The sequence below is a fragment of the Serratia quinivorans genome, from assembly GCF_946227985.1.
Lineage (GTDB): Bacteria > Pseudomonadota > Gammaproteobacteria > Enterobacterales > Enterobacteriaceae > Serratia > Serratia quinivorans_A.
On record NZ_CAMKGL010000001.1, the window covers coordinates 765,093 to 787,909 of the forward strand.

Here is a 22,817-nt window from a genome sequence, read left to right on the forward strand (position 1 = left end):
ATCAAGCAATACACAACTGGTATGGTAGGTTTTTATCCGATTATCATGAGATGGATTTTATATATCAATAAGATAGGATTAACTGGACAGATCAAACCCCCGCCTTGCTTTCCGGCTCTTGTGGTTGTTCATCTCTCAGGTTTGCCCCCCGTAAACGGGATTCATACTGCTGTAACCACAGTGGGAATACGTTGATCGGCATTGGCTTGGCGAAATAGAATCCCTGCAATGAATTGACCTCGCGCGAGCGCAGGTAATCTGCCTGTTCAGCGGTTTCTACCCCTTCAGCCACCAGTTTCAGCTTAAGCCGTTGTGCCAGGGTAATGATGGTATCGGTGACGGTGGCGTTAATCGCATCGGAACCTATGGCGGCGGTGAAACCCCGGTCGATTTTCAACACGTCAGGGCTGAGTTTTTTCAGGTAGCTGAGAGAACTGTGCCCGGTGCCAAAGTCATCAATCGCCAGCATGATGCCCATTTCCTTCAGCGTTTTGATTTGTTCATACTGAATTTCCGACAGGGCGGTACGTTCGGTCAATTCAAGCATCAGCGAAGGCATGGGATGGGCAGGAAGCCACAGACGGCGGATATCATCGATAATGGTTACCCCGTTGAAATGTTCAGCCGCGACGTTGATGCTGATATAAAACGACGGGCGTGGCGGGAATAACTGCAGGTTTTCCACCACGGTGCTCATCAGGTAACGGGTCAGGGCGATGATCAAGCCATGCTGTTCTGCCAGCGGGATAAACACGTCGGGGGAAATCCAGCCCTGACGCTTGTTTTTCCAGCGCAGCAGCATTTCAACCCCGACACAGCGGCCGGTTTCAGCATTGATGATTGGCTGACAGTAAACGCGGAATTCGCGGCGGGAAATGGCGTGGCCAATGTGGTACGACAGGCTCATGCGGTTTGCGGTGAGCAGATACACCACATAGGCCGCCAGCAGGCTGATCAACAACGACAGCGGGATATGGCGCGGTAGCGCCGCCAGTGCCAGCATGTTGGCCTGCGGGCCGAACAGTGAAATAGAGAACGGATACCGAGTGGATTTGGCGGTATAGCGCAGGTCAGTGGTCAGGATATCGCTGCGCAAGATTTCCCGGCGGCCATATTCCAGGCTGTAGTTGTCGACGTTCAGCACCACCCGCTGCGCGTAGGGTTCCTGAGGTTCCAGCAGGAAGTTCGCCAATAGCTCAATATTGAACACGTGCAGCACGCCGTTACTGTTGTTATCTGGCTGCGCGGGAGTCCACATGATCAGGGTCGGCACGCCTTTGGCGACAGAGAGTGAGGGGCGCAATGCCAGCTTGGCGCCATCGTTTGCTATGCTGGGCAAAATAGCGCTGAAAACGTACTTACGGGTGCCAAACAGGCTGGAACAGTAAATAACCCCGTCCTTAACCAGCAGCATTGCCCGCAGGGCCTGGTTTTGTGCGGCGCGAAAACGCAGCGTTGGCATCACCTCTTCACAGGTGGAGCTCAGCAGTGGCATGGAGCGCTCGGCCTGTTGTTTTGCCGGTGTCAGCAGATCGTTAATCTTGGCAACGGTGCGGGTGGCGAGCACCTGCCGGTTTTGTTCAATAGTGCCAATCTCTTGATAATAACGGGTGTAAAGCGATAACAGCAGAATAGCCAACCCGACCGCCCCGGCCAGTAGCCAACGGTAATAGCGGTATTTGGTCACGGCAAGTTGGGTCATCAACATCGCTAAATCCTTGTTCGGTAAGCCAGCCTTGAATCACCGTCAGGCCAAACTGTCCTGAATGATACTTGGCTAATTCTAGCCTGTCGTTATGCAAGAGTGATGTTAACCCAATAAATTATTTAAATTTGACGAAACAGAGGGCTAAATTGCCGGTTAACTGTGGGATAGGAGGACAGGGGTTTTGAATGTCAGGTGTGACATTGTCACTAAAGAGCCGCCATTGATTTGCCTGGCTCAGGATTGCAGAAAGAAAAACCCCGCCGGGAGGCGGGGTTAGAGGGTCAGTCACACTGCACTTTGATCGCCAGACCGCCGCGAGAAGTTTCGCGGTATTTGGCGTTCATGTCTTTGCCGGTTTCGTACATGGTTTCGATGACCTTATCCAGCGAGACACGTGGCTCACTGGTGCGACGCAATGCCATACGTGCCGAGTTGATCGCTTTCACGGATGCAATGGCGTTACGTTCAATGCAAGGAACCTGAACCTGGCCGGCAACCGGGTCACAGGTTAGCCCCAGGTTGTGCTCCATGCCGATCTCTGCCGCGATGCAAACCTGCTCCGGGCTGGCACCCAGCAGTTCGGCCAGGCCGGCTGCGGCCATTGAGCAGGCCACGCCTACTTCACCCTGGCAACCCACTTCGGCACCGGAGATAGAGGCGTTCATTTTGTACAATGCACCTACTGCGCCCGCTGCCATAAAGTAACGGATATAAATATCCGGGCTGACGGATTCAATAAAGTGGTCATAGTAAGCCAATACGGCAGGGACGATGCCACAGGCGCCGTTGGTCGGCGCGGTCACGACGCGGCCGCCGGCCGCGTTCTCTTCATTGACCGCCAATGCGAACATGTTGACCCAGTCAATCACGTTCATCGGATCGTTGGAGAGCTTGTCGGAAGACACCAGCATACGACGCAGCGCGGAGGCACGACGTGGCACACGCAGCGGCCCCGGCAGTACCCCCTCGGTGTTCAAACCGCGATCGATACAGGCGCGCATGGTCTGCCAAATGTTACCGAAATAGGTTTCGATATCCTGCTTGCTGTGCAGCGCCAATTCGTTCTGCATCACCAGGCCGGAAAAGGACAGTCCGGTTTCACGGCAGTGGGCGAGAATATCACGAGCAAAACTGAACGGGTAAGGGACGCTCAGCTCGTGCGCGTCGGCTTTACCGAAGTTCTCTTCGTCGACGATAAAACCGCCGCCGAGTGAGTAGTAAGTCTTGCTGTAAACTTGCTTATCCCCGGCGAAGGCGTGGATCTGCATGCCGTTCTCGTGCAGCGGCAAATTGTCGCTGCGGAAAACCATGCCGCCATCACGCGGGAAATCAACCTCATGCAAGCCGTTGGCCAGCATCAGGCGTTGACGTTGTTCTACATCGCGAATAAAACCCGGGATGCTATCGATATCAACGGTATCCGGCATATTACCCGCCAGGCCGAGGATGATAGCGATATCGGTATGGTGACCTTTACCGGTCAATGAGAGTGAGCCGTAAACATCTACGGCAACACGCGTGATAGAAGGCATCAGGCCTTGATTTACCAGATCGTCGACAAACTGTTTGCCGGCTTTCATCGGTCCAACCGTATGAGAGCTGGACGGGCCGATGCCGATCTTAAACATGTCGAAAACGCTAATCACGCTAAAACTCCTTAGAGGCATATTGTTATGGCTGCAGCGGTTAAAAACCGAGCAGGGAACAGCGATATTGTAAAAGGGCCGCACGGGTTTGGCTGCCTTTTTCGCATGAAATAAAATAATCCTTGGTGTTAGTTTTTTACTGATTGCCGCAGGCATTCGGCCGCTCGTGGAACATCCGTTGCCTAAACTCGGTTAATGGCAATCGCGCCAGCATCCGCTGCTGAACGCGGCCAGCTTAAACCCTGCTGAAATAGTGGTTTATGCCGGACTGCGGTATTTTACAGGTATTTCGTAAGGTTGAAGAGAGGGTTTACAGTTTTTTTAAAACTCTGATAGCCAGAAAGGTAGTTTAAAAAGCAAACCAATGAAGTGATGCCGATCGCTTTACCCACGCCTGTTGCGCAGGTAACCGTTTGGCTTGTGATGGATATCACATTATTGGCGTTAAATACTGACCTGCTGTGCCAGTCGTCGAATGATGGCGGCGGTCATTCCCCAGACAAATTGGCTCTGGTACCAGGACAGATAAATGCGGTGTGAATGACCGGCGCGGTGAATATCCAACGGATAATAGCGCGAAAGCGTTAGCGCTTCGTGCAGCGGCATTTCAAAAACCTCGGCCACTTCATCTTCATTGGCGAAAAATTGCACGTCGGGTGAGATCAAGCCAACCACCGGGGTCACCTGAAAACCGGTGCTGCTGTCGAGGGGGGCCAGTTGACCCAGAATGGTCACGGCCTGGGGGGGGATCGCCACTTCTTCCTGAGCCTCACGCAGGGCGGTGATAATCGCCGAGGCGTCTTCAGCATCGGTTTTACCGCCCGGAAATGCCACCTGGCCCGGATGCTTGCGCAGCGAATCGGCGCGGCGGGTCAGCAAGAGAGTAGGTTCGGGGCGGCAGATAATCGGGATCAATACTGCAGCCGGACGAACGTTATGTGAAATCTGCGATGCCTGTGGCAGTTGCAGCTGAAAACGGCTGATAAAGGCCGCCAGCGAGGCCGGATAAGTGGGTTGGTTCACGAAGCGATAAACTCCCCCAGTTGCGGCAGAATGCGGCCGACTTTATCAAAGGTTTCCTGATATTCAGCCTGTTCCTGGCTGTCGGCAACGATACCACCGCCTGCGGAACAGTAAATATGGCCGTTTTCGGTGATCAAAGTGCGGATAGTGATGTTGGTGTCCATGGTGCCGCAGGCGCTGATATACCCGATGCTGCCGCAGTAGGCGTTTCGTCGCTGTGGCTCCAGCTCTTCAATAATTTCCATCGCTCGTACCTTGGGTGCCCCGGTAATGGATCCTCCAGGGAAACAGGCGCGCAGCAGTTCGGTTGCCGGAGTGTGTTGCGGCAGGGTGGCGGTGATGGTGCTAACAAGATGGTGCACTGCCGGGAAGGGTTCGACCACAAACAGTTCGGGAACCTGTACGCTGCCTGGTTCGGCAACGCGGCCGATATCATTGCGGAGTAAATCGACAATCATCAGGTTCTCCGCGCGGTCTTTGGTGGAGTTTGCCAAGCGTTGTGCCTGTTGCGCATCCTGCCCGGCATCGGCCAGCCGCGGCAGAGTGCCTTTGATCGGGCGGGTTTGAATATGTTGATTTTCCAGCCACAAAAAGCGCTCGGGTGAAACGCTCAGCACGGTGTTATCCGGCAGGCGCAGGAAGGCAGAGAAGGGCGCGCGGTTGCTGGCGCTCAATTGCTGAAAGGCTTGCCATTCATCGCCCTGATAATCGGCTACAAAACGTTGTGCCAGATTGATTTGATAACAGTCCCCACTGCGCAGGTAATGCTGAATACGCTGAAACTTTTCCCCGTATTGCCGTCGCGTCATATTGGCCAGCCAGGGGCTGGTCAGGGCAAATGCCGACTCTGGCGCAGGCTGCTGATTGCGGAGCCACTGCCAGCGCTGTTCCTCATCACCATAGCTGAGTAACGTCAGCGTTTGTCGGTGGTGATCGGCTATCACCGCCCAGTCGTAAAGACCGACCGCCATATCCGGCAGCGTGATATCTGTCTGTGCCCACTGAGGCAGTTTTTCTACCCGACGACCCAAATCGTAACCGAACAACCCGAGGGCACCGCCCTGAAACGGCAAGCAGGCATCCACATCCGGGTGCAGGCTCAGCTGTTCCAACTGCTGCTGTATCAGGCTGAAAGGATCTTCCGGCGACGACCAATGCGCTTCACCGCGACGGATCTCGGTAATGGGGCCACGCGTGGTCAGGGTTGCACAGGGTTCCGCCACCAGAATATCGAAACGGCTATGTGAGTGTTCGGCAAAACCTGAATGTAGCAACATCGCCCAAGGCTGTGAGGCCAGTGGGGCAAACAGCTCCAGCAAGGCGGTGCGGGTGTAGGGTAAAGACTTAAGATTCGGTGCGGTTGCGCTCATGGGCCTCAATAAACCTGACTGACGGGACGGCAGTTTCTGATGGCTATTCTGCCATATTCAACCGGCTGACGCATGCTCTGGTATCAGGCGCGTATGCACACTTCATATAAACGATGATTAAACAATTTTGCAAATGAAGCATTTTTTGCGACTTTGGCGATATTCCAATATGTTAAAAATTACACCAGTGAACGGATGAGATAATTCTTGAATTGGATGATTTCAAATTCTAATTTCACCATTAGTTTCATTCGGTAATTGTTTTTGCTTGTTATCACTTGTCTGTAAAAGCGTAGATCTCAAAATATAAATGGTAACAAGACGCATTTGTGCCCCGGCAGAATCGAAGGGCCAGTGCCTTATTTAATTTAATTGCACCCTGATATTTTTTAAAAAATAGAAATATTCATTCGTTACTTTTTGCGAAGAGCTGCCTATGCCCATAATGCTGAGTGTCATTGTCCCGTTGCACAACGTGGGCGAACTGTTTGAGCCGTTTCTGGCATCACTGCTGGCCCAGAACGAACGTCGGTTGGAAGTGATCATCGTTAATGATGGTTCTACCGACGGCTCGGGCGATATCGCCCACCGTTATGCGCAACAACACACGCATATTACCGTGATTGATCAGCTTAATGCAGGGGTGTCCTGCGCGCGTAATGCCGGGTTGGCGGTTGCCAGGGGGAAATATGTGGCATTTCCCGATGCCGATGACTTACTGGCACCTGAAATGTATTCAACGCTGATTGAATTAGCCGAACAAAACCAATTGGATGTCATGCAGTGTAACGGTGAACGTTATTTCACCGACCAGGATGAACTGCAGCCGATTATTCCGCTAAAGCGATTGGGTGATACCAATGTTATTAGCGGCGTGCAATGGCTGGAGCGTGCGTTAAAATCAAGAAAATTTATTCATGTGGTCTGGCTTGCGGTATATCGCCTTGATTTTATTAAGCAGCACCGGTTGTATTTCGAACCGGGTTTGCACCATCAGGATATTCCCTGGACTACTGAAGTGATGTTTAATGCACAGCGGGTGAAATATCTTAGCAAAGCGCTGTATCGCCAGCGGGTGCACGGGCAGTCGATCAGTAACCGCCGCCGTACGGGCAAGGCAAACGTCGAGTATCAGCGCCATTACATGAAAATTGTCGCCATGCTGATGGCGTTGAATCGGCGTTATGCCGATAAAATTGCTATCCGCCCGGCTTTCCACTGGCAGATTACCCGTGAAGCCTTGGGCATTTGCCACAGCATTCGCCGTGAGCCAGAGTTGGCGGCCCAGTGTCGTATCACCGATGAGTTCTTTCAGCTTGGCATCGATCGGGCGATGGTTGATAACGCGCGCGGCCTCAAACAGGGATGGCACGTTATTCTCTGGCTTCACCGCCTGAAGCAGTGGCGACATGGCGATCCTTGTTCGCTGCAGGCTACTGAATAACAGGCGTTGGGATCCGTGGGTTTAAGGCGTATACTCAGCCTCCATTTTGCCGGAGAGAAACACATGCTTGCAGGTATGCCGTCACTGAGTCATCTAGAGCAGCAGGAAGCTGCAGATCGTATCCATCTGTTGATGGAACAAGGCATGAGCAGTGGTGAAGCCATCGCGCGCGTCGCGCAGGAAATCCGCGAAAAACATCAGGGTGACCAGGTTAGCGTCATGTTTGATGACGAAGACGACGATGAAGAGTATCAGGAACGGCCGGATGACCAGGCTGATGATGACTCGGAAGAAGACGAAAATTATTGATGTTGTCGGGGCCGGCAAACCGGCCCCAAAGCCTTAACCTTCAATCACCACCGCAGCTGCGGCCCGTTTGGCCGATTCCACCGCCAGCTCTATATTTTCTGCCGTAGCCAGCGCGACCCCCATCCGACGTTGACCGTTAATCTCCGGCTTGCCGAACAAACGCAGTTGATTGTGGCCGACCAGCGCACGATCCAGACCGCTGAAGCGTAGGTCACTGCTGATCAGCTGTGGCAGGATCACCGCCGACGCAGAAGGGCCAAACTGGCGAATGGCACCGATCGGCAGACCGAGGAAAGCGCGAACGTGTAGTGCAAATTCGGACAGGTCTTGTGAAATCAGAGTCACCATGCCGGTATCGTGCGGGCGCGGTGAAACCTCACTGAAGATGACTTCATCGCCACAGACAAACAATTCAACGCCGAACAGGCCAAAACCGCCCAGCGCCTTCACCACGTTTTCTGCAATCGCCTGCGCACGACTCAGCGCCAGGTCACTCATCTGCTGCGGTTGCCATGATTCGCGGTAATCGCCGTCCTCCTGACGATGGCCGATCGGCGCGCAGAAATGCACGCCATCGACAGCGCTGATGGTCAGCAGGGTGATTTCAAAATCAAATTTTACCAGCCCTTCAACAATCACCCGGCCACCACCGGCACGACCGCCTTGCTGGGCGTAGTCCCAGGCGGTTTTAAGCTGTTCCGGGTAGCGGATCAGACTTTGGCCTTTGCCGGAAGAACTCATTACCGGCTTGATGATGCACGGGTAGCCGATCTGCTCGACCGCCTGTCGGAAAGCCTGCTCGCCATCGGCAAAGCGATAGCTGGAGGTGGGCAACCCGAGGGTTTCGGCAGCCAGGCGGCGGATGCCTTCGCGGTTCATCGTCAGGCGCGTTGCCTCGGCACAGGGCACTACGTGGTGCCCTTGCTGTTCCAGTTCAACCAGCATACCGGTGGCGATGGCTTCGATCTCCGGCACGATATAGTCAGGACGTTCCTGCTCGATCACGGCTTTCAGCGCGTTGCCGTCCAGCATGTTAATCACGTGGCTGCGGTGTGCCACATGCATGGCCGGGGCATCGGCATAGCGATCGACGGCGATGACTTCGAGGCCCAAACGCTGGCATTCGATAGCAACTTCTTTACCCAGCTCACCGGAGCCGAGCAACATAACGCGGGTGGCGGACGGGCGCAGGGCGGTTCCAATAGTTAACATAGTCTCGTACCTGGATCTGTGGAGTGTAATGCGGTCGGATAATGGCCCAGCAGTATATACGAAAACGTTTGCGTATGCAGCCGGAGGCTATTGAACTGCCGATGTGTTGGCCAAAAGCCGCAGCTGGCGGCTTTTTTTATGCGTGAAATCCGTAATTCACCCTATCTCTGTTATCATCTGCGGCTGATTCGGCGTTGCCTTGAGCACGCCGCCATTCCATTTGCCATAAAGAGTTATCGCCGTGAGCACAGTATCTTTTTCTTCCCTGCCGCTGCCAGCCGAACAGTTGGCCAACCTCAACGAACTGGGGTATGCCGAAATGACACCGGTGCAGGCCGCCGCACTGCCCGCCATCCTGAATGGGCAGGACGTACGTGCCAAAGCAAAAACCGGCAGCGGTAAAACGGCGGCGTTCGGCATTGGTCTGCTGGACAAAATTAACGTAGCTCAGGTGGCTGCGCAGGCGCTGATCCTGTGCCCGACGCGTGAGTTGGCAGACCAGGTGAGTAAAGAATTGCGCCGGTTGGCGCGCTTCACCCAAAACATTAAGATTTTGACCCTGTGCGGCGGCCAGCCGATGGGGCCGCAGCTCGACTCGCTGGTACATGCCCCGCATATCGTGGTGGGGACTCCGGGGCGCATTCAGGAACACCTGCGTAAGAAAACGCTGGTACTGGATGAACTGAAAGTGCTGGTGCTGGACGAAGCTGACCGCATGTTGGACATGGGTTTCGCCGATGACATCGATGACGTGATCAGTTACACGCCGCCGCAGCGCCAAACGCTGCTGTTCTCGGCAACCTACCCGAGCGGTATTGAACGTATCAGCGCCCGCGTCCAGCGCAGCCCGTTAAATGTGGAAGTGGACGACGGTGAAGAACAAACCACCATCGAACAACGTTTCTATGAAACCACCCGCGATCAGCGTCCTGCGGTGCTGGTGTCGGCAATCCGCCATTACCAGCCTTCTTCCTGTGTGGTGTTCTGTAACACCAAGCGTGACTGTCAGAGCGTGTATGAAGCGCTGGAATCTCGCGGCATCAACGTGCTGGCGCTACATGGTGATTTGGAACAGCGCGATCGTGACCAGGTGCTGGTGCGTTTCGCCAACCGCAGCTGCCGGGTGCTGGTGGCAACCGACGTTGCCGCGCGCGGTCTGGATATCAAAGAGCTGGAGCTGGTAGTCAACTACGAGCTGGCATTTGATCCGGAAGTGCACGTACACCGCATTGGCCGTACCGGCCGTGCCGGTTTGAGCGGCAAGGCGATCAGCCTGTGTACACCGCAGGAAATGACGCGCGCACATGCCATTGAAGACTATTTGCAAACCAAGGTTAAGTGGGCGCCGGTGTCTGAGCTGAGCGGTGCGGGGAATACCACGCTGGAAGCCGAAATGGTCACCCTGTGCATCGACGGTGGGCGCAAGGCCAAAATCCGTCCCGGTGACATTCTCGGCGCATTGACCGGCGATGCCGGGCTGACGGCGGCGGAAGTGGGAAAAATCGACATGTTCCCGGTGCATGCCTATGTGGCGATCCGCAAGGAAAGCGCCCGCAAGGCACTGCAACAGCTTCAGCAGGGAAAAATCAAGGGTAAGAACTGCAAGGTGCGGTTGTTGAAATAAGTCGCGTCAGGGGTGCGCTTGCATCCCTGCGTAAAATCACCTTATACTGTATAAAAATACAGTATTCTAACCTTTGAGGAATGCACACATGGCTGTTGAAGTTAAATATGTGGTGGTGAGAAACGGTGAGGAAAAGATGACTTTCGCGACCAAGAAAGAAGCCGACGCTTACGACAAAATGCTGGATTTGGCAGATAGCCTCGGTGAATGGCTGCAGCAGTCACCCCTGACTCTGGATGATGAGCAGCGCGAAGGGCTCAGCTTCTTCCTGGCGGAGAATAAAGACGTGCTGGGGCAGATTCTGCGTGGCGCTGCGCCGACAGAAGCACCGAAAAAAACCGCCAAAGTGAAAACGGAAAAATCTGTCGCTACCACTAAAGAGGGATCTGCGTCAGAAAAGCAGGCAGCATAACGACTTATGTTGCGGCAATGTGATGAAAAAGGATCTAGAATGAGCCGTGGAATAACTTTCTTCAGTCGCTTTGAGCCAGACATTCTGGCCGGGCGCAAGACCATTACCATTCGGGATGCCAGTGAGTCTCACTTTCAACCCGGAGAGGTGTTGCGCGTCAGCCGCAATGAAGACAACGTATTTTTCTGCCAGATTGAAGTGCTGTCAGTCACTCCGGTGCGCCTGGACGGGTTAACCGAGCAGCATGCCCGGCAGGAAAATATGTCGCTCAGCGAACTGAAGCAGGTGATCAAGGAAATCTATCCGGGGCTGGATGAGCTGTTTGTCATCACCTTCGCCAAACGCTGATCTTTAGCCAGACCAGTTGTGAGCCAAGGGCCAGTGCCTGCGGATAGCGTTAATCACAACTGGAGGGAATATGAAAACAACGGGACTGAGTTTGGCGGTAGCACTGCTGGCCATGGCGGGGTTAACCACCGCGGTGCAGGCACAGGAGCAACGTAGCGCCAAAGTCGCACAATGCGCGGGTTTGCAACCGGCAGACGTTGCCGCTCAGGTAAAACGCGATTTTCTGCAAAACCGCATCACGCGCTGGGATGCGGATAAAAAGCTGCTGGGCACGGCCACGCCGATCGCCTGGGTCAGTCCGGAAGCCATTACCGGTAAAGATGCCGTCTGGCAGGTTCCTTTGACGGTTCGCGGCACCAAACAGGATAAAACCTATAACGTGATCCTTGACTGCAACGCCGGTAGAATCACCTACAGCGAACCGCAGTAATAGCGCAAGTTTCAGGCGGCGCTCGGTATGGGTTACCCGCCTGAAAAGACTCAGCCCGCCTTATCAGCGGGCTCAGACTGCTGACAAAGTCATTTGTAGCTAAAAGTACTGTTTTAGGTACTAATAAAAACAAAGAATTATGTCTTCTGGTTTATCCCAAACACCCGAAAACCACGTTTTTCGGGTGTTTGTCACCAAACTAAGCCCGCCTTATCAGCGGGCTTTTTGTTGCAAACTGGCTAGCCTTAGTCGGTGAACGGGATCACCAATTCGCCCGGTTTCACTTCCAGTCCTTTCGCCAGTTTCTTGGCCATCGCCTCGGTTTTACTGTTATCCGGGTTCAGCACGTAGGCCGGTTTTTGGTCGAAGTAGGATTTCAGCGACTGATTCAGGTAAGGCGTCAGCGCCTTCATCACCGTCTGCATTTTCTCTGGCTGAACGCTATAGTCGGTCAATTCCATGTCCTTCAGGAATACCGCGCCTTGCTCACGGTCATAGACCGGCTGTGCCTTCAGCGTCAGCTTCAGATCCGCAGTCTGCGGGCCGAGGATCGAGGTAATATTCACTTTCGCATCGCCGGAAAGGGTGACTTTGCCCGGTTCGCTACGGCCAATTTGGCTCTGTAACTGCGTCAGCACGATATTGGCGTCCAGTAATCCTGGCACGCCAATCTGCTTCTGGTAATCATTATGCTTTTGCAGGTAGTCGTTCACTTCCTGCTCGCTAAGTGTGTATTGGGTCAGTTGGTTGCAACCGACCAATGCGCCAACAAATGCCAGGGCTGCCACACCCATTAGGATCTTTTTCATAAGTACTCACGTGTTGGGGGCGCCGCTATCTGCCCCGATTGACATGGGCGCAGTATATATACCGCGCCTCTTCCGGAACATCGGATAATATTGATAATGCGCGGAAAACCCGTTACGACCTATCGGATAACGCCGAAACTGCTCAGCGGCGTAAACGCAATGCCAGCAACAATACTCCCCCCAGACAGGCTAACGCGCCCAAGGCCGGAAACAGCGGGATGCCCCATAGCCGCACCGAAGATTGCATCAGGTAGGGCGCCAGACCCAGCGTGAAGGCGGCGGTCACTATGGCAATGGCCAGGGTAACGGCAGCCCGCTCCAGCGCTTTGCTTAACTGGCTGATGTTCTTGAGATTGATGTCGGCACTGATTTGCCCGCGTTTTAGTCGGCGGATTAGCAGTCGCAGGGTTTGCGGAAGTTCTTCGCCTGCGTCCAGTGCTTCACCGCCCAGCGCCACCATCCGTCGACGCACAGCTTCAGGGGTGTAACGCTGCAGCATCACCTGTTGCAGCATGGGTTTCAGGGTGGTAATGATGTCGAAGTTGGGATCCAGCCGGTGCAACACGCCATCTGCGGTGATTAACGCCTTGAACAGCAACACCAGATCCGGTGGCAGTGCCAACTGATGTTCACGCGCCATCACCAGCAGATCGGTCAACGCCTTACCCAGCGTCAGGGTTGCCGACGCCTGCTTATCGAGAAAGTTTTGCGCCGCCAGTTCCAAATCCAGCAGATCCAAAGGATCGCTGTCCGACCAGGCGATCAAGGTATTGACGATACCGCCGGACTCCCGTTCGGCAATCGCCTGCAGCAACAGCAGTAACTGATTACGCCGCCGTTCGGAAAGTTGGCCGACCATACCGAAATCGATAAAGCCGACGCGGTTATCCGCCAGCGCCATCACGTTACCCGGGTGCGGATCGGCGTGATAAAGCCGGTGTTCCAGCACCATTTTCATAAAGGCCTGCGCGCCGCGCTGTGCCAGAAGCGGGCCATCAAAACCGGCGGTTGCCAATTGCTGCGGATTTTCTGGCGCGATGCCGGGCAGAAACTCCTGTACCAGCAGACGTTTTGACGACCATTGCCAGTAAATTTTCGCTATCACTACCTCGGGCTGTTGAGCAAATTGCTGAGCCACCCGTTCACAGTTATTGCCTTCGTGAGTCAGGTCCAGCTCGTGGTTAAGCGCGGTTGCCAGCGCTCGTACCATCTGGCGCGGACGGTAGCGGGCCAGTGCCGGGCTTTGCTGTTCCACGGTTTCTGCCAGGTAGGCCAGCAGGCGTAAATCGGCGTGAATGGTTTTCGCCAGCCCAGGGCGCAATACTTTGATCACTACGGCTTCACCGCTGTGCAAACGGGCGCGATAAATCTGTGCCATCGATGCGGCGGCCAGTGGGGATTCATCAAACTCGGCGAACAGGCTGTGTGGGTCACCCCCCAAGTCGGCGGTAATTTGCGGTGCCAGTTCGCGCCATGACAGGGTTGTCGCCTGGCTGTGCAGGCGATCCAGTTCGTCGGTCCAGCTTGAGTCCAACAGGTCTGAGCGGGTAGCCAGGATCTGGCCGAATTTGACGAAGGTCGGCCCCAGCGCTTCCAGTGCGGCGCGCAAGCGTTGTGGCAAGGTTTGGTTATCTTGTGGCTCACCGCCGCCTTCACCGCCGCTTAGCAGGGTGCTCAGGCCCAGCAGGCGAATGACATCCTGCAGGCCGTAACGGATCAGCACCGCGGAGATTTCTTTCAACCTCGCCCGATCGCGGGCGGTAACCAGCACCATTTTCAACATTTGCGCGCTATATCCTTATTGCGAGTGATCACTGTTCCATATCGAACAGCAGCGGAATATCACTGCGCTGCGCCATACGGTTACGATAGGCTTCGATGTTATCCGGCAGCGTAAGCCCGGCGACGATCGACAGCGAACGTAGCAGTGGGAACAGGTGAATATCGTCTTCCGACAGGGTACCGTTCACGGCATCAGGGGAGGCTATCAGCCCGGAAAGCACCTGGAGATCGGCTTCCAGTTGAGCGATCAGATCGGCGCTGTCGGCAAGGTGCGTGGAGAAGTCACCGATTGAAGCCTGCTTTTTGTCGGTAAAATACTGGCGGGCGCTGTCGGTGGCAAACTCTTCGAAGTCGGCGTTGGCAAAGCGCGGCAGCAGTAAATTGAGGCTGTAGCTCCCGACCCGTTGTAGCCATTCGGCGATCGCCGGGTTGGTTTTACCGGTCAGCAGGGGGTTACCGTCGAGTCGATCGACGTAATGCACGATATCCATGCTTTCCGGCAGGTAACTGCCGTCGTCTTTTTGCAGAATGGGTGCCATCTTTTTACCAATCATGCCGATCGGCGTGGCTTCATCATCGTTGAGCAGGGTGACCAGGCGGACGGGCAGATTTTTCAGGCCAAAAATCATGCGGGCTTTAACGCAGAATGGGCAATGATCGTAGATAAACAGTTTCATGCTTGCTCCGGTTGTCAGGTTTTAACAGCAATAGTTATCACAGCATACTGAGGCTGTCGCGAAGAGTTCTTGTTGGAAGGTGCGTTATCGTTGGATGACCCGCGCAAAATACGCGGGCCAAAGCAGGCGTTATTTTTGGGTTGGAACGGAATTGATCACTTCTATCAGGTGGATACGCGCCTCTTCCAGATCGATTTTATCCCGTTCGTTGCTGGCGTTGACGATCTGCAACTGTTTGATGATGTCGCTCTTCAGGTCGGCATTTCCAGCAATGATGTGGGCCAGCGCTTTTTCTACCAGGGTTGAACGCGCGTACAGCATGCGCAGGTTCAGTACCATGTGCTCCAGTAACTGCGGCAATTTTGATTCATCGGTCATCACCAACTTCTCCTGTTTATGTTTTTACTATCAGGATAGCAGCTATAGGAAATTCGGCTGATTTTCTGGCAACTTAGAGAAAAACCTTAGCCCCCGGGCGCAATTGCCGGTGCGCTGCTGCGCGGGTTGAACTGCCAGTAAAGTGCAAACAGGGTAATAAATCCCACGATACCCAGCAGTATCCACGGCAGCTCCGGCATGTTCATCGAGTGGCCGGTGTCGTACATCCAGCCACCGCCGGTATAACCCAGTGCGCCGCCCAATGCCAGCCCCAGGCGGCTGAATCCCATATAGCTGCCGCGTGCGCGGGGATCGGCCAGCGAGGCGCTGAGGGTTTCACGCGCAGGCTCGGCGATAATGGAACCGAGATAGAAACAGCAGATCAGAGTAAAGACGCCCTGCAGGCTGGTTGCCAGCCCAACCGGCATCAGGCTGAGGGTCATCAGCAGCAGGCCGGCCATCAACCGCTGTTCCAACCGAAAACGTTTTTCGCTCCAGCGAGCCAGTGGGTAAAGCAGTGACAGCGACAGCGCGGCTTCGATGGCATACATCCATTTTACCGCCGTGGGTGAACCGGCGATTTCATTGACCACGATCGGCAGCATCAGCATCACCTGTACTGACAGCATGTAGTAGCCGGTCAGCGTCAGCACGTAGGTCAGGAAACGGCGGTCGCGCAGTACGCGCATCATGCCTTCCTTCATTGGGGTGCGGACGGTAGAAATACGGTATGCCGGCAGCAGCCAGGCGTTCCAGCCCGCGGCCAATACGAAAATACCCGCGCCGACCCAGCAAACGAAGTGGAAATCATATTGCAGCAGCCAACTGCCGATCAGGGCGCCAATCACCGCCCCGGCACTGTCCTGCATCATTAACAGGGAGTAAAAACGGCCGCGCTCATGGGGACGGGTGAGCTTAATCACCAGCGCGGTGCGCGGTGGGTCAAACAAGGTGCCACCGAGGGCGGAAAGGGCGCAGGAGAACCACAGTAACCAGGGCTGATCGGCCATTGCCATGGTGGCGAAACCGGCAGCGCGCATCAGCATGCCGGTGACAATCATCGGTTTGGCACCAAATCGGTCGGCGATTGCTCCGCCAAAAATCCCTAATCCCTGTTGTATCAATTGCCTTAAACCCAGTGCTGCACCGACCACCACGGCCGCCCAGCCAAGCTGATCGACAAAGCGAATCGAAATAAGTGGAAAGACGACAAAAAAGCCTAAAACCACTAACAGGTTATCGAGTAATAGAAAATACTTACCCAAGCTCCGAGCTTGCGATACCAGAGACATGCTTCACCACGAGCAATTAAGGGGGAGAGGAGTGCGACCGCTCTAGTTTGTACCCATTCCCGGATTGCCGATAGGGGCGAGGAAGATAATATTTTTTTATCGTCAATACGTTACCTGCACGGCAAAACAGCACGAAAATAGCCGTAAAATGGCTAATCGCTTATTTACTGAGCTGTCGGGATTTTACCTCCGGGGCAGGCTACGGTTATATTAAATGAGGGTAAGTGCGGTTCTGCGCCGCTGTTTAAAAAATAATGGCCCAGGATAGGTTCGTCGCAGGATGAATATCCAGACATGCGCCCAATAAATACTTCTTATCGAACCGTTCTGACCGCGGGGGAAATGATGTTTGGCTACCGCTCTGCATCACCAAAAGTACGCCTCACCACCGATCGGCTGGTTGTCCGTTTAGTTCATGAACGCGATGCCTACCGGCTGGCGGAATACTATGCCGAAAACCGAGCCTTCCTTAAGCCCTGGGAACCTGTCCGGGATGAAAGCCATTGTTATCCTTCCGGCTGGCAGGCACGGCTGGGGATGATCACCGAAATGCAAAAGCAGGGCAGCGCCTACTATTTTATCCTGCTCGATCAGGAAGAGCATGAAGTGCTGGGCGTGGCGAACTTCAGCAATGTGCTGCGTGGTTCTTTCCATGCCTGTTTCCTCGGTTATTCACTGGCCGAAAAATGGCAGGGGCAAGGGCTGATGTATGAAGCGCTGCAGTCCGCTATCCGCTATATGCTGCGTCAGCAGCGAATGCACCGCATTATGGCCAACTATATGCCGCACAATCAGCGCAGCGGCGCGTTGTTGACCCGCCTGGGATTTGAACGTGAAGGTTATGCCAAGGACTATCTGCTGATTGATGGGCAGTGGCAGGATCACGTACTGACGGCATTAACCAATAAAGAATGGCTACCGCCACGCTGAGGCCAAATAATGAAATATGAATTAAGCGCTAAAGAAGCCAGGGTGATTGGCTGCCTGCTGGAAAAGCAGGTTACGACCCCGGACCAGTACCCTCTTTCCCTCAATGGTATCCAGCTTGCCTGCAACCAGAAAACCAACCGCGAGCCGGTGATGGAACTGACGGAAAGTGAAGTTCAGCAAATTCTCGACCTGTTGCTAAAGAAACATTTTCTGCGCACCCTCAGCGGCTTCGGCAATCGAGTGGTCAAATATGAGCACCGCTTCTGTAATTCGGAGTTTGGTCAGTTAAAACTGTCTGCGGCCGAGGTGGCGGTGGTTGCCACCTTGTTGTTACGTGGCGCGCAAACTCCCGGTGAACTGCGCACCCGCACTAACCGCATGCATGAGTTTAATGACGTGACTGAAGTAGAGCAGGTGCTGACGAATCTGAGCACCCGAGAGGATGGCCCCTTTGTGGTGCGTTTGGCGCGCGAGCCGGGCAAGCGTGAAAGCCGATTTATGCATTTGTTCTGCGGCCAGATTGACGAGGCACCGGCAGAAGCTGCACCGGAAAATAACACTGAATTGAGCCAGCGCGTGAGCATATTGGAAAACGAAGTGGCACAGTTAAAACAGCAATTGCAGGCATTTTTGCTGCGGGAGAGCGAATGACCAAATTACGCGTTGGCGTCGTGGGGTTGGGCGGCATTGCACAAAAAGCCTATTTACCGATCCTGAGTCAGGCGGCAGACTGGACGCTGGTCGGCGGCTTTTCCCCCAACCAGCAAAAGGCACAGCCGATTTGCGACAGCTATCGGATGGCCTGTTTTTCGGGGCTGGACACTTTGGCTCAGCAATGCGATGCCGTTTTTGTGCACAGCAGTACCGCCAGCCATTTTCAGGTGATTGGCGAATTACTGCGTTACGGCGTTCACGTCTATGTCGACAAGCCGCTGGCGGAGACGGTTGAACAAGGTGAGCAGCTGCTCGCCCTGGCTGAAAAACAGGGCAAAACGCTGATGGTGGGTTTTAACCGTCGTTTTACGCCGTTATATCGTCAGTTGAAGCAACAGATGCAGCAACCGGCATCGATTCGCATGGACAAACACCGTGCCGACAGCGTCGGACCAAACAGCCTGCGCTTTACCCTGCTGGACGATTATCTGCACGTGGTGGATACCGCGCTGTGGCTGGGCGGCGGTGAGGGGAAGTTACTCAGCGGTAGCCTGCGAGCCACGGAGGCCGGTGCGTTGATGTATGCCGAGCATCATTTTGAGTGCGGGGAAACTCTGGTGACCACCAGTATGCATCGCCGAGCCGGCAGCCAGCGCGAAAGCGTGCAGGCAGTCACCGACGGCGCGGTCTATCAGTTGAGCGATATGCGCCAGTGGCTGCGAGAAGATTCACAAGGCGTGCTGGAGCAACCGGCGCCAGGCTGGCAGACCACCCTGGCACAGCGCGGCTTTGACGGCGCAGTCCGCCATTTCATTATGTCTGTCAGCAACCAGACGGTGCCGGAAACCGCCGGAGAGCAGGCGATTGCTGCTCAAAGGGTGATTGAAAAAATGCTGCGTGATGTCGGTTTATAGGGTAACCCCATGTAACATATGACGGTAGCTATTCTGCCGCGGATGGGTACACTTAGCCGATAGTTTTACTGACGCCTGCTGATGCAGGCGTCGACATTTACAGGGCACATCAGAAAAACCACATGAACCTACTAAAATCGTTGGCCGCCGTCAGCTCTATGACGATGTTTTCGCGGGTGCTGGGCTTTGCCCGTGACGCTATCGTGGCGCGGGTATTTGGCGCCGGAATGGCAACAGATGCCTTCTTCGTGGCGTTCAAACTGCCCAACCTGCTGCGGCGTATTTTTGCCGAGGGCGCATTTTCTCAAGCCTTTGTGCCGATCCTGGCCGAATATAAAAGCCAGCAGGGTGAAGAGGCGACACGTACCTTTATCTCCTACGTTTCTGGTCTGCTGACGCTGATACTGGCGTTGGTCACGGTGTTGGGGATGTTGGCCGCCCCCTGGGTTATCTATATTACCGCACCGGGCTTTGTCGACTCGCCGGACAAATTTGCACTGACGTCGTCGCTGCTGCGCGTTACTTTCCCCTATATTTTGCTGATTTCGCTGGCCTCGCTGGTCGGCTCGATCCTCAATACCTGGAACCGTTTTTCGATCCCGGCGTTTGCGCCTACCTTGCTGAACGTCAGCATGATCGGTTTCGCGCTGTTTGCCGCGCCTTACTTCAATCCACCGGTGATGGCGCTGGCCTGGGCGGTGGTGGTCGGCGGGGTGCTGCAACTGGGTTATCAACTGCCGCATCTGAAGAAGATCGGCATGTTGGTACTGCCGCGTATCAAACTTGGTGATGCCGGCGTATGGCGTGTGATGCGTCAGATGGGGCCGGCGATTTTTGGCGTTTCGGTTAGCCAGATTTCACTGATCATCAATACCATTTTTGCCTCGTTCCTGGTCTCGGGATCGGTTTCCTGGATGTACTATGCCGACCGTCTGATGGAGTTTCCTTCCGGGGTGTTGGGCGTGGCATTGGGCACTATTTTGTTGCCGTCGCTGGCAAAAAGTTTCTCCAGCGGTAACCACGATGAATATTCCCGACTGATGGACTGGGGGCTGCGTCTGTGCTTCCTGCTGGCGTTGCCGAGTGCTATCGCGCTGGGGATCCTGGCCAAGCCGTTGACCGTTTCGTTGTTCCAGTACGGCAAGTTCAGTGCCTTTGATGCCGCTATGACTCAGCGTGCGCTGGTGGCCTATTCGGTCGGGCTGATGGGATTAATCGTGGTCAAGGTGCTGGCGCCGGGATTCTATTCGCGCCAAGACATTAAAACCCCGGTTAAAATCGCCATTATCACCCTGATATTGACCCAGGTGATGAACCTGATGTTTATCGGCCCACTGAAACATGCCGGGCTCTCGCTGTCGATTGGTCTCGGGGCTTGCCTTAACGCTTCGTTGTTGTACTGGCAGTTGCGTAAGCAGAAAATTTTCCACCCGCAGCCGGGTTGGGCGATGTTCCTGACCAAGCTGGTGATTGCGGTGATGGTGATGTCGGTGGTACTGGTCGGTGTAATGTGGCTAATGCCTGCCTGGGATCAGGGCAATATGCTGGAGCGCTTGCTGCGTCTGGCGGTAGTGGTGGTCACCGGCGTGGTGGCTTACTTTGGCGTATTGGCTGGATTGGGCTTCCGGCCACGCGACTTTGCACGCCGGGTGGCATAAACGAATATTGTCGTTGCCAAAGCATAAAAAAGGGTCGCCATGGCGACCCTTTTTCGTATTCAACCCGAGAGGTTACATGCGTTCGACGGTTTCGATACCCAGCGTATCCAGACCGGCTTTCAGCGTTTTGGCGGTCAGCAATGCCAGTTTCAGGCGGCTCTGACGCGCTTCTTCGCTATCCGCATTGAGGATCTGGCAGTGCTCATAGAAGCTGGAGAACAGGCCCGCGAGGTCATACAGGTAGCTACACATTACGTGTGGGGTGCCTTCGCGCGCTACTGTGGTGATCACTTCTTCAAACTGCAGCAGACGAGTTGCCAGCGTGATTTCACGCTCTTCGGTCATGACCAGTGGCAGGGTCAGATTGCTTTCATCGACACCGGCACGTTTGAACACCGAGGCAACGCGGGTATAGGCATACTGCATATAAGGTGCGGTATTGCCTTCAAACGCCAGCATGTTATCCCAGTCGAAGATGTAATCGGTAGTACGGCTTTTTGACAGGTCGGCGTATTTTACCGCACCGATGCCAACGGCATTGGCCAGGCTTTGCATTTCTTCTGCCGGCATGTCCGGGTTTTTCTCGGCGATCAGTTTGCCGGCGCGATCCACCGCTTCGTCCAGCAGATCGGACAGTTTCACCGTGCCGCCTGAACGGGTTTTGAACGGCTTGCCATCTTTACCCAGCATCATGCCGAACATGTGGTGTTCCAGCGACAGCGAGTCCGGTATATAACCGGCTTTACGCACGATGGTCCAGGCCTGCATCAGGTGCTGGTGCTGACGTGAGTCGATGTAATACAGCACACGATCGGCGCCCAGCGTTTCATAACGGTATTTGGCACAGGCGATATCGGTAGTGGTGTACAGGTAGCCGCCATCCTTTTTCTGGATGATGACGCCCATAGGCTCGCCGTCTTTATTCTTGTATTCATCGAGGAATACCACGGTGGCGCCTTCGCTTTCCACCGCCAGCCCCTTGGCCTTGAGATCGGCAACAATCCCCGGCAGCATCGAGTTGTACAGGCTTTCACCCATCACGTCGTCTTCGGTCAGGGTGACATTCAGACGGTTATAGGTCAGCTGATTTTGCGCCATGGTAATGTCGACCAGCTTGCGCCACATCTTCAGACAGTACTGATCGCCACCTTGCAACTTCACCACATAGGCGCGAGCGCGTTCGGCAAAATCGGTGTCTTCGTCATAGTGCTTTTTCGCTTCGCGGTAGAACTGTTCCAGGTCGGACAGACCCATATCGCTGGCGTTCTCGTTCTGCATTTTTTCCAGATAGGCGATTAACATGCCGAACTGGGTGCCCCAGTCGCCAACGTGGTTAGCGCGGATCACCTTATGGCCCAGGAACTCCTGGGTACGTGCGGCGGCGTCACCGATAATGGTAGAGCGCAGGTGGCCGACGTGCATTTCTTTCGCCACGTTGGGGGCAGAGTAGTCAATAACGATGGTTTGTTGCTTGACCGGCGCAATATCCAGTTTTGGCGCGCTCAGCACGCGATCGGCTTGCTGGGCAACCCATTCGCTGTTCAGGAAAATATTGATAAAGCCGGGGCCGGCGATTTCCACTTTGCTGGCGACGTCGCCGAGGTCAAGCAGTTGCACCACTTTTTCCGCCAACTGACGCGGCGGCATGCCGAGTTTTTTGGCGACGGACATCACGCCATTGGCCTGATAATCACCGAACTGTGCTTTTGCTGATTGACGGACCTGCGCTTCGCAATCGGCTGGCGCGCCTGCGGCAATCAACGCCTGGCTGACTTTATCTGAAAGAAGAACCTGAATATTCACCGGATTACCTTAATGACGAACGAGGGGCCGTATGCCATGCCCCTGCGGGATTCAAAGGTGGTTTCCTGGCTGCGCGTCAAGACGGCGGCCCACCACAAAACAGCCTGTAATTGTAACTGATTTGATGGGGTACGTCAGCAGTTGGCGCGGGAGGATTAGGTGAAAGTCCTGGTTTATTAATGACCGTCTACAATGAGTGACGGAGGCAGAGTGAACGGCATACGAGAAAAACATGGATGGGATAAAATGGAGTCAGCAGGACTAGTGCTTTTTGTTTCGGCGGCTGGCATCCAGCGTGTTATTACGACGTGATTTAAAATGACGATATATCGCATAGGCAGCAATAACTACCAACAGCAAAGAAACTATTAAGAGGAACATAAGTGATTATCTC

21 protein-coding genes are annotated in these 22,817 nt (G+C 54.6%); 10 read left to right on the top strand and 11 right to left on the bottom strand.

The features are described 5' to 3' along the window. Positions 1-91: 91 nt before the first annotated feature. The 4 genes from OCH02_RS03600 to pabB all read right to left on the bottom strand — a co-directional run bounded on the left by OCH02_RS03600 (position 92) and on the right by pabB (position 5,747). Positions 92-1,708: an EAL domain-containing protein gene (locus OCH02_RS03600; protein WP_261429900.1), complete on the bottom strand. Its 1,617-nt coding sequence runs from the start codon at positions 1,706-1,708 to the stop codon at positions 92-94. Positions 1,709-1,989: 281 nt separating this feature from the next. Beyond that, positions 1,990-3,354 carry an L-serine ammonia-lyase gene (gene sdaA / locus OCH02_RS03605; RefSeq protein WP_261429901.1) on the bottom strand — a complete coding sequence of 455 codons (1,365 nt, stop codon included), beginning with the start codon at positions 3,352-3,354 and terminating at the stop codon, positions 1,990-1,992. A gap of 444 nt (positions 3,355-3,798) precedes the next feature. Further along, positions 3,799-4,377, bottom strand: a complete 579-nt coding sequence (locus OCH02_RS03610) for a CoA pyrophosphatase (protein ID WP_261429903.1) — start codon at positions 4,375-4,377, stop codon at positions 3,799-3,801. Then, complete coding sequence (pabB, locus tag OCH02_RS03615) at positions 4,374-5,747, bottom strand: aminodeoxychorismate synthase component 1 (RefSeq protein ID WP_261429904.1); 1,374 nt, start codon at positions 5,745-5,747, stop codon at positions 4,374-4,376. The genes OCH02_RS03610 and pabB overlap by 4 nt, the downstream gene beginning before the upstream one ends. Positions 5,748-6,183: 436 nt before the next feature. Here pabB and OCH02_RS03620 point away from each other — a divergent pair, with 436 nt between their 5' ends. Continuing rightward, positions 6,184-7,191 carry a glycosyltransferase gene (locus OCH02_RS03620; protein WP_261429906.1) on the top strand — a complete coding sequence of 336 codons (1,008 nt, stop codon included), beginning with the start codon at positions 6,184-6,186 and terminating at the stop codon, positions 7,189-7,191. 63 nt (positions 7,192-7,254) lie between these two features. After that, positions 7,255-7,500: a YoaH family protein gene (locus OCH02_RS03625; RefSeq protein ID WP_012145530.1), complete on the top strand. Its 246-nt coding sequence runs from the start codon at positions 7,255-7,257 to the stop codon at positions 7,498-7,500. Positions 7,501-7,533: 33 nt separating this feature from the next. On the opposite strand, the gene purT is transcribed toward OCH02_RS03625, so the two are convergent. Beyond that, on the bottom strand, positions 7,534-8,712 hold the full coding sequence (gene purT / locus OCH02_RS03630; RefSeq protein WP_261429907.1) for a formate-dependent phosphoribosylglycinamide formyltransferase: 1,179 nt from the start codon (positions 8,710-8,712) through the stop codon (positions 7,534-7,536). A 241-nt stretch (positions 8,713-8,953) separates the two neighbouring features. Between purT and dbpA the strand changes: the two genes are divergently transcribed. From dbpA to yebF, 4 genes are all read left to right on the top strand, one after another. Next, positions 8,954-10,336 (top strand): ATP-dependent RNA helicase DbpA, encoded by a 1,383-nt coding sequence (dbpA, locus tag OCH02_RS03635; protein ID WP_012145528.1) that lies wholly within the window; start codon positions 8,954-8,956, stop codon positions 10,334-10,336. An 88-nt stretch (positions 10,337-10,424) separates the two neighbouring features. After that, positions 10,425-10,748: a YebG family protein gene (locus tag OCH02_RS03640; RefSeq protein ID WP_135316905.1), complete on the top strand. Its 324-nt coding sequence runs from the start codon at positions 10,425-10,427 to the stop codon at positions 10,746-10,748. A 39-nt stretch (positions 10,749-10,787) separates the two neighbouring features. Continuing rightward, positions 10,788-11,096 carry a N(4)-acetylcytidine aminohydrolase gene (gene yqfB, locus OCH02_RS03645; protein WP_174351972.1) on the top strand — a complete coding sequence of 103 codons (309 nt, stop codon included), beginning with the start codon at positions 10,788-10,790 and terminating at the stop codon, positions 11,094-11,096. A gap of 70 nt (positions 11,097-11,166) precedes the next feature. Then, positions 11,167-11,526 carry a protein YebF gene (yebF, locus tag OCH02_RS03650; protein WP_261429910.1) on the top strand — a complete coding sequence of 120 codons (360 nt, stop codon included), beginning with the start codon at positions 11,167-11,169 and terminating at the stop codon, positions 11,524-11,526. A gap of 245 nt (positions 11,527-11,771) precedes the next feature. On the opposite strand, the gene OCH02_RS03655 is transcribed toward yebF, so the two are convergent. From OCH02_RS03655 to mdtH, 5 genes are all read right to left on the bottom strand, one after another. After that, positions 11,772-12,335 carry a lipoprotein gene (locus OCH02_RS03655; protein WP_012145524.1) on the bottom strand — a complete coding sequence of 188 codons (564 nt, stop codon included), beginning with the start codon at positions 12,333-12,335 and terminating at the stop codon, positions 11,772-11,774. 142 nt (positions 12,336-12,477) lie between these two features. Next, positions 12,478-14,118 carry an ABC1 kinase family protein gene (locus tag OCH02_RS03660; RefSeq protein WP_261429912.1) on the bottom strand — a complete coding sequence of 547 codons (1,641 nt, stop codon included), beginning with the start codon at positions 14,116-14,118 and terminating at the stop codon, positions 12,478-12,480. Positions 14,119-14,146: 28 nt separating this feature from the next. Then, the gene (gene grxB / locus OCH02_RS03665; RefSeq protein ID WP_261429914.1) at positions 14,147-14,794 is read right to left on the bottom strand and encodes a glutaredoxin 2; all 648 of its coding nucleotides are present in this window, start codon (positions 14,792-14,794) and stop codon (positions 14,147-14,149) included. Positions 14,795-14,923: 129 nt separating this feature from the next. Next, a complete protein-coding gene (locus OCH02_RS03670) occupies positions 14,924-15,172 on the bottom strand; it encodes a hypothetical protein (RefSeq protein WP_261429916.1) in 249 nt (82 codons plus the stop codon). Positions 15,173-15,258: 86 nt separating this feature from the next. Continuing rightward, a complete protein-coding gene (mdtH, locus tag OCH02_RS03675) occupies positions 15,259-16,464 on the bottom strand; it encodes a multidrug efflux MFS transporter MdtH (protein ID WP_174351977.1) in 1,206 nt (401 codons plus the stop codon). A gap of 345 nt (positions 16,465-16,809) precedes the next feature. On the opposite strand from mdtH, the gene rimJ reads away from it, so the two are divergent. From rimJ to murJ, 4 genes are all read left to right on the top strand, one after another. After that, positions 16,810-17,394: a ribosomal protein S5-alanine N-acetyltransferase gene (gene rimJ / locus OCH02_RS03680; protein WP_261430786.1), complete on the top strand. Its 585-nt coding sequence runs from the start codon at positions 16,810-16,812 to the stop codon at positions 17,392-17,394. A gap of 9 nt (positions 17,395-17,403) precedes the next feature. After that, entirely contained in the window at positions 17,404-18,045 is a 642-nt protein-coding gene (locus tag OCH02_RS03685) for a YceH family protein (RefSeq protein ID WP_261429918.1), read from the top strand. Next, a complete protein-coding gene (locus tag OCH02_RS03690) occupies positions 18,042-18,962 on the top strand; it encodes a Gfo/Idh/MocA family protein (RefSeq protein ID WP_261429919.1) in 921 nt (306 codons plus the stop codon). Before OCH02_RS03685 ends, OCH02_RS03690 begins: the two co-directional genes overlap by 4 nt. Before the next feature lie 122 nt (positions 18,963-19,084). After that, entirely contained in the window at positions 19,085-20,620 is a 1,536-nt protein-coding gene (gene murJ, locus OCH02_RS03695; RefSeq protein WP_261429920.1) for a murein biosynthesis integral membrane protein MurJ, read from the top strand. 72 nt (positions 20,621-20,692) lie between these two features. On the opposite strand, the gene argS is transcribed toward murJ, so the two are convergent. Further along, complete coding sequence (argS, locus tag OCH02_RS03700) at positions 20,693-22,423, bottom strand: arginine--tRNA ligase (protein ID WP_261429921.1); 1,731 nt, start codon at positions 22,421-22,423, stop codon at positions 20,693-20,695. Positions 22,424-22,817 lie beyond the last annotated feature (394 nt).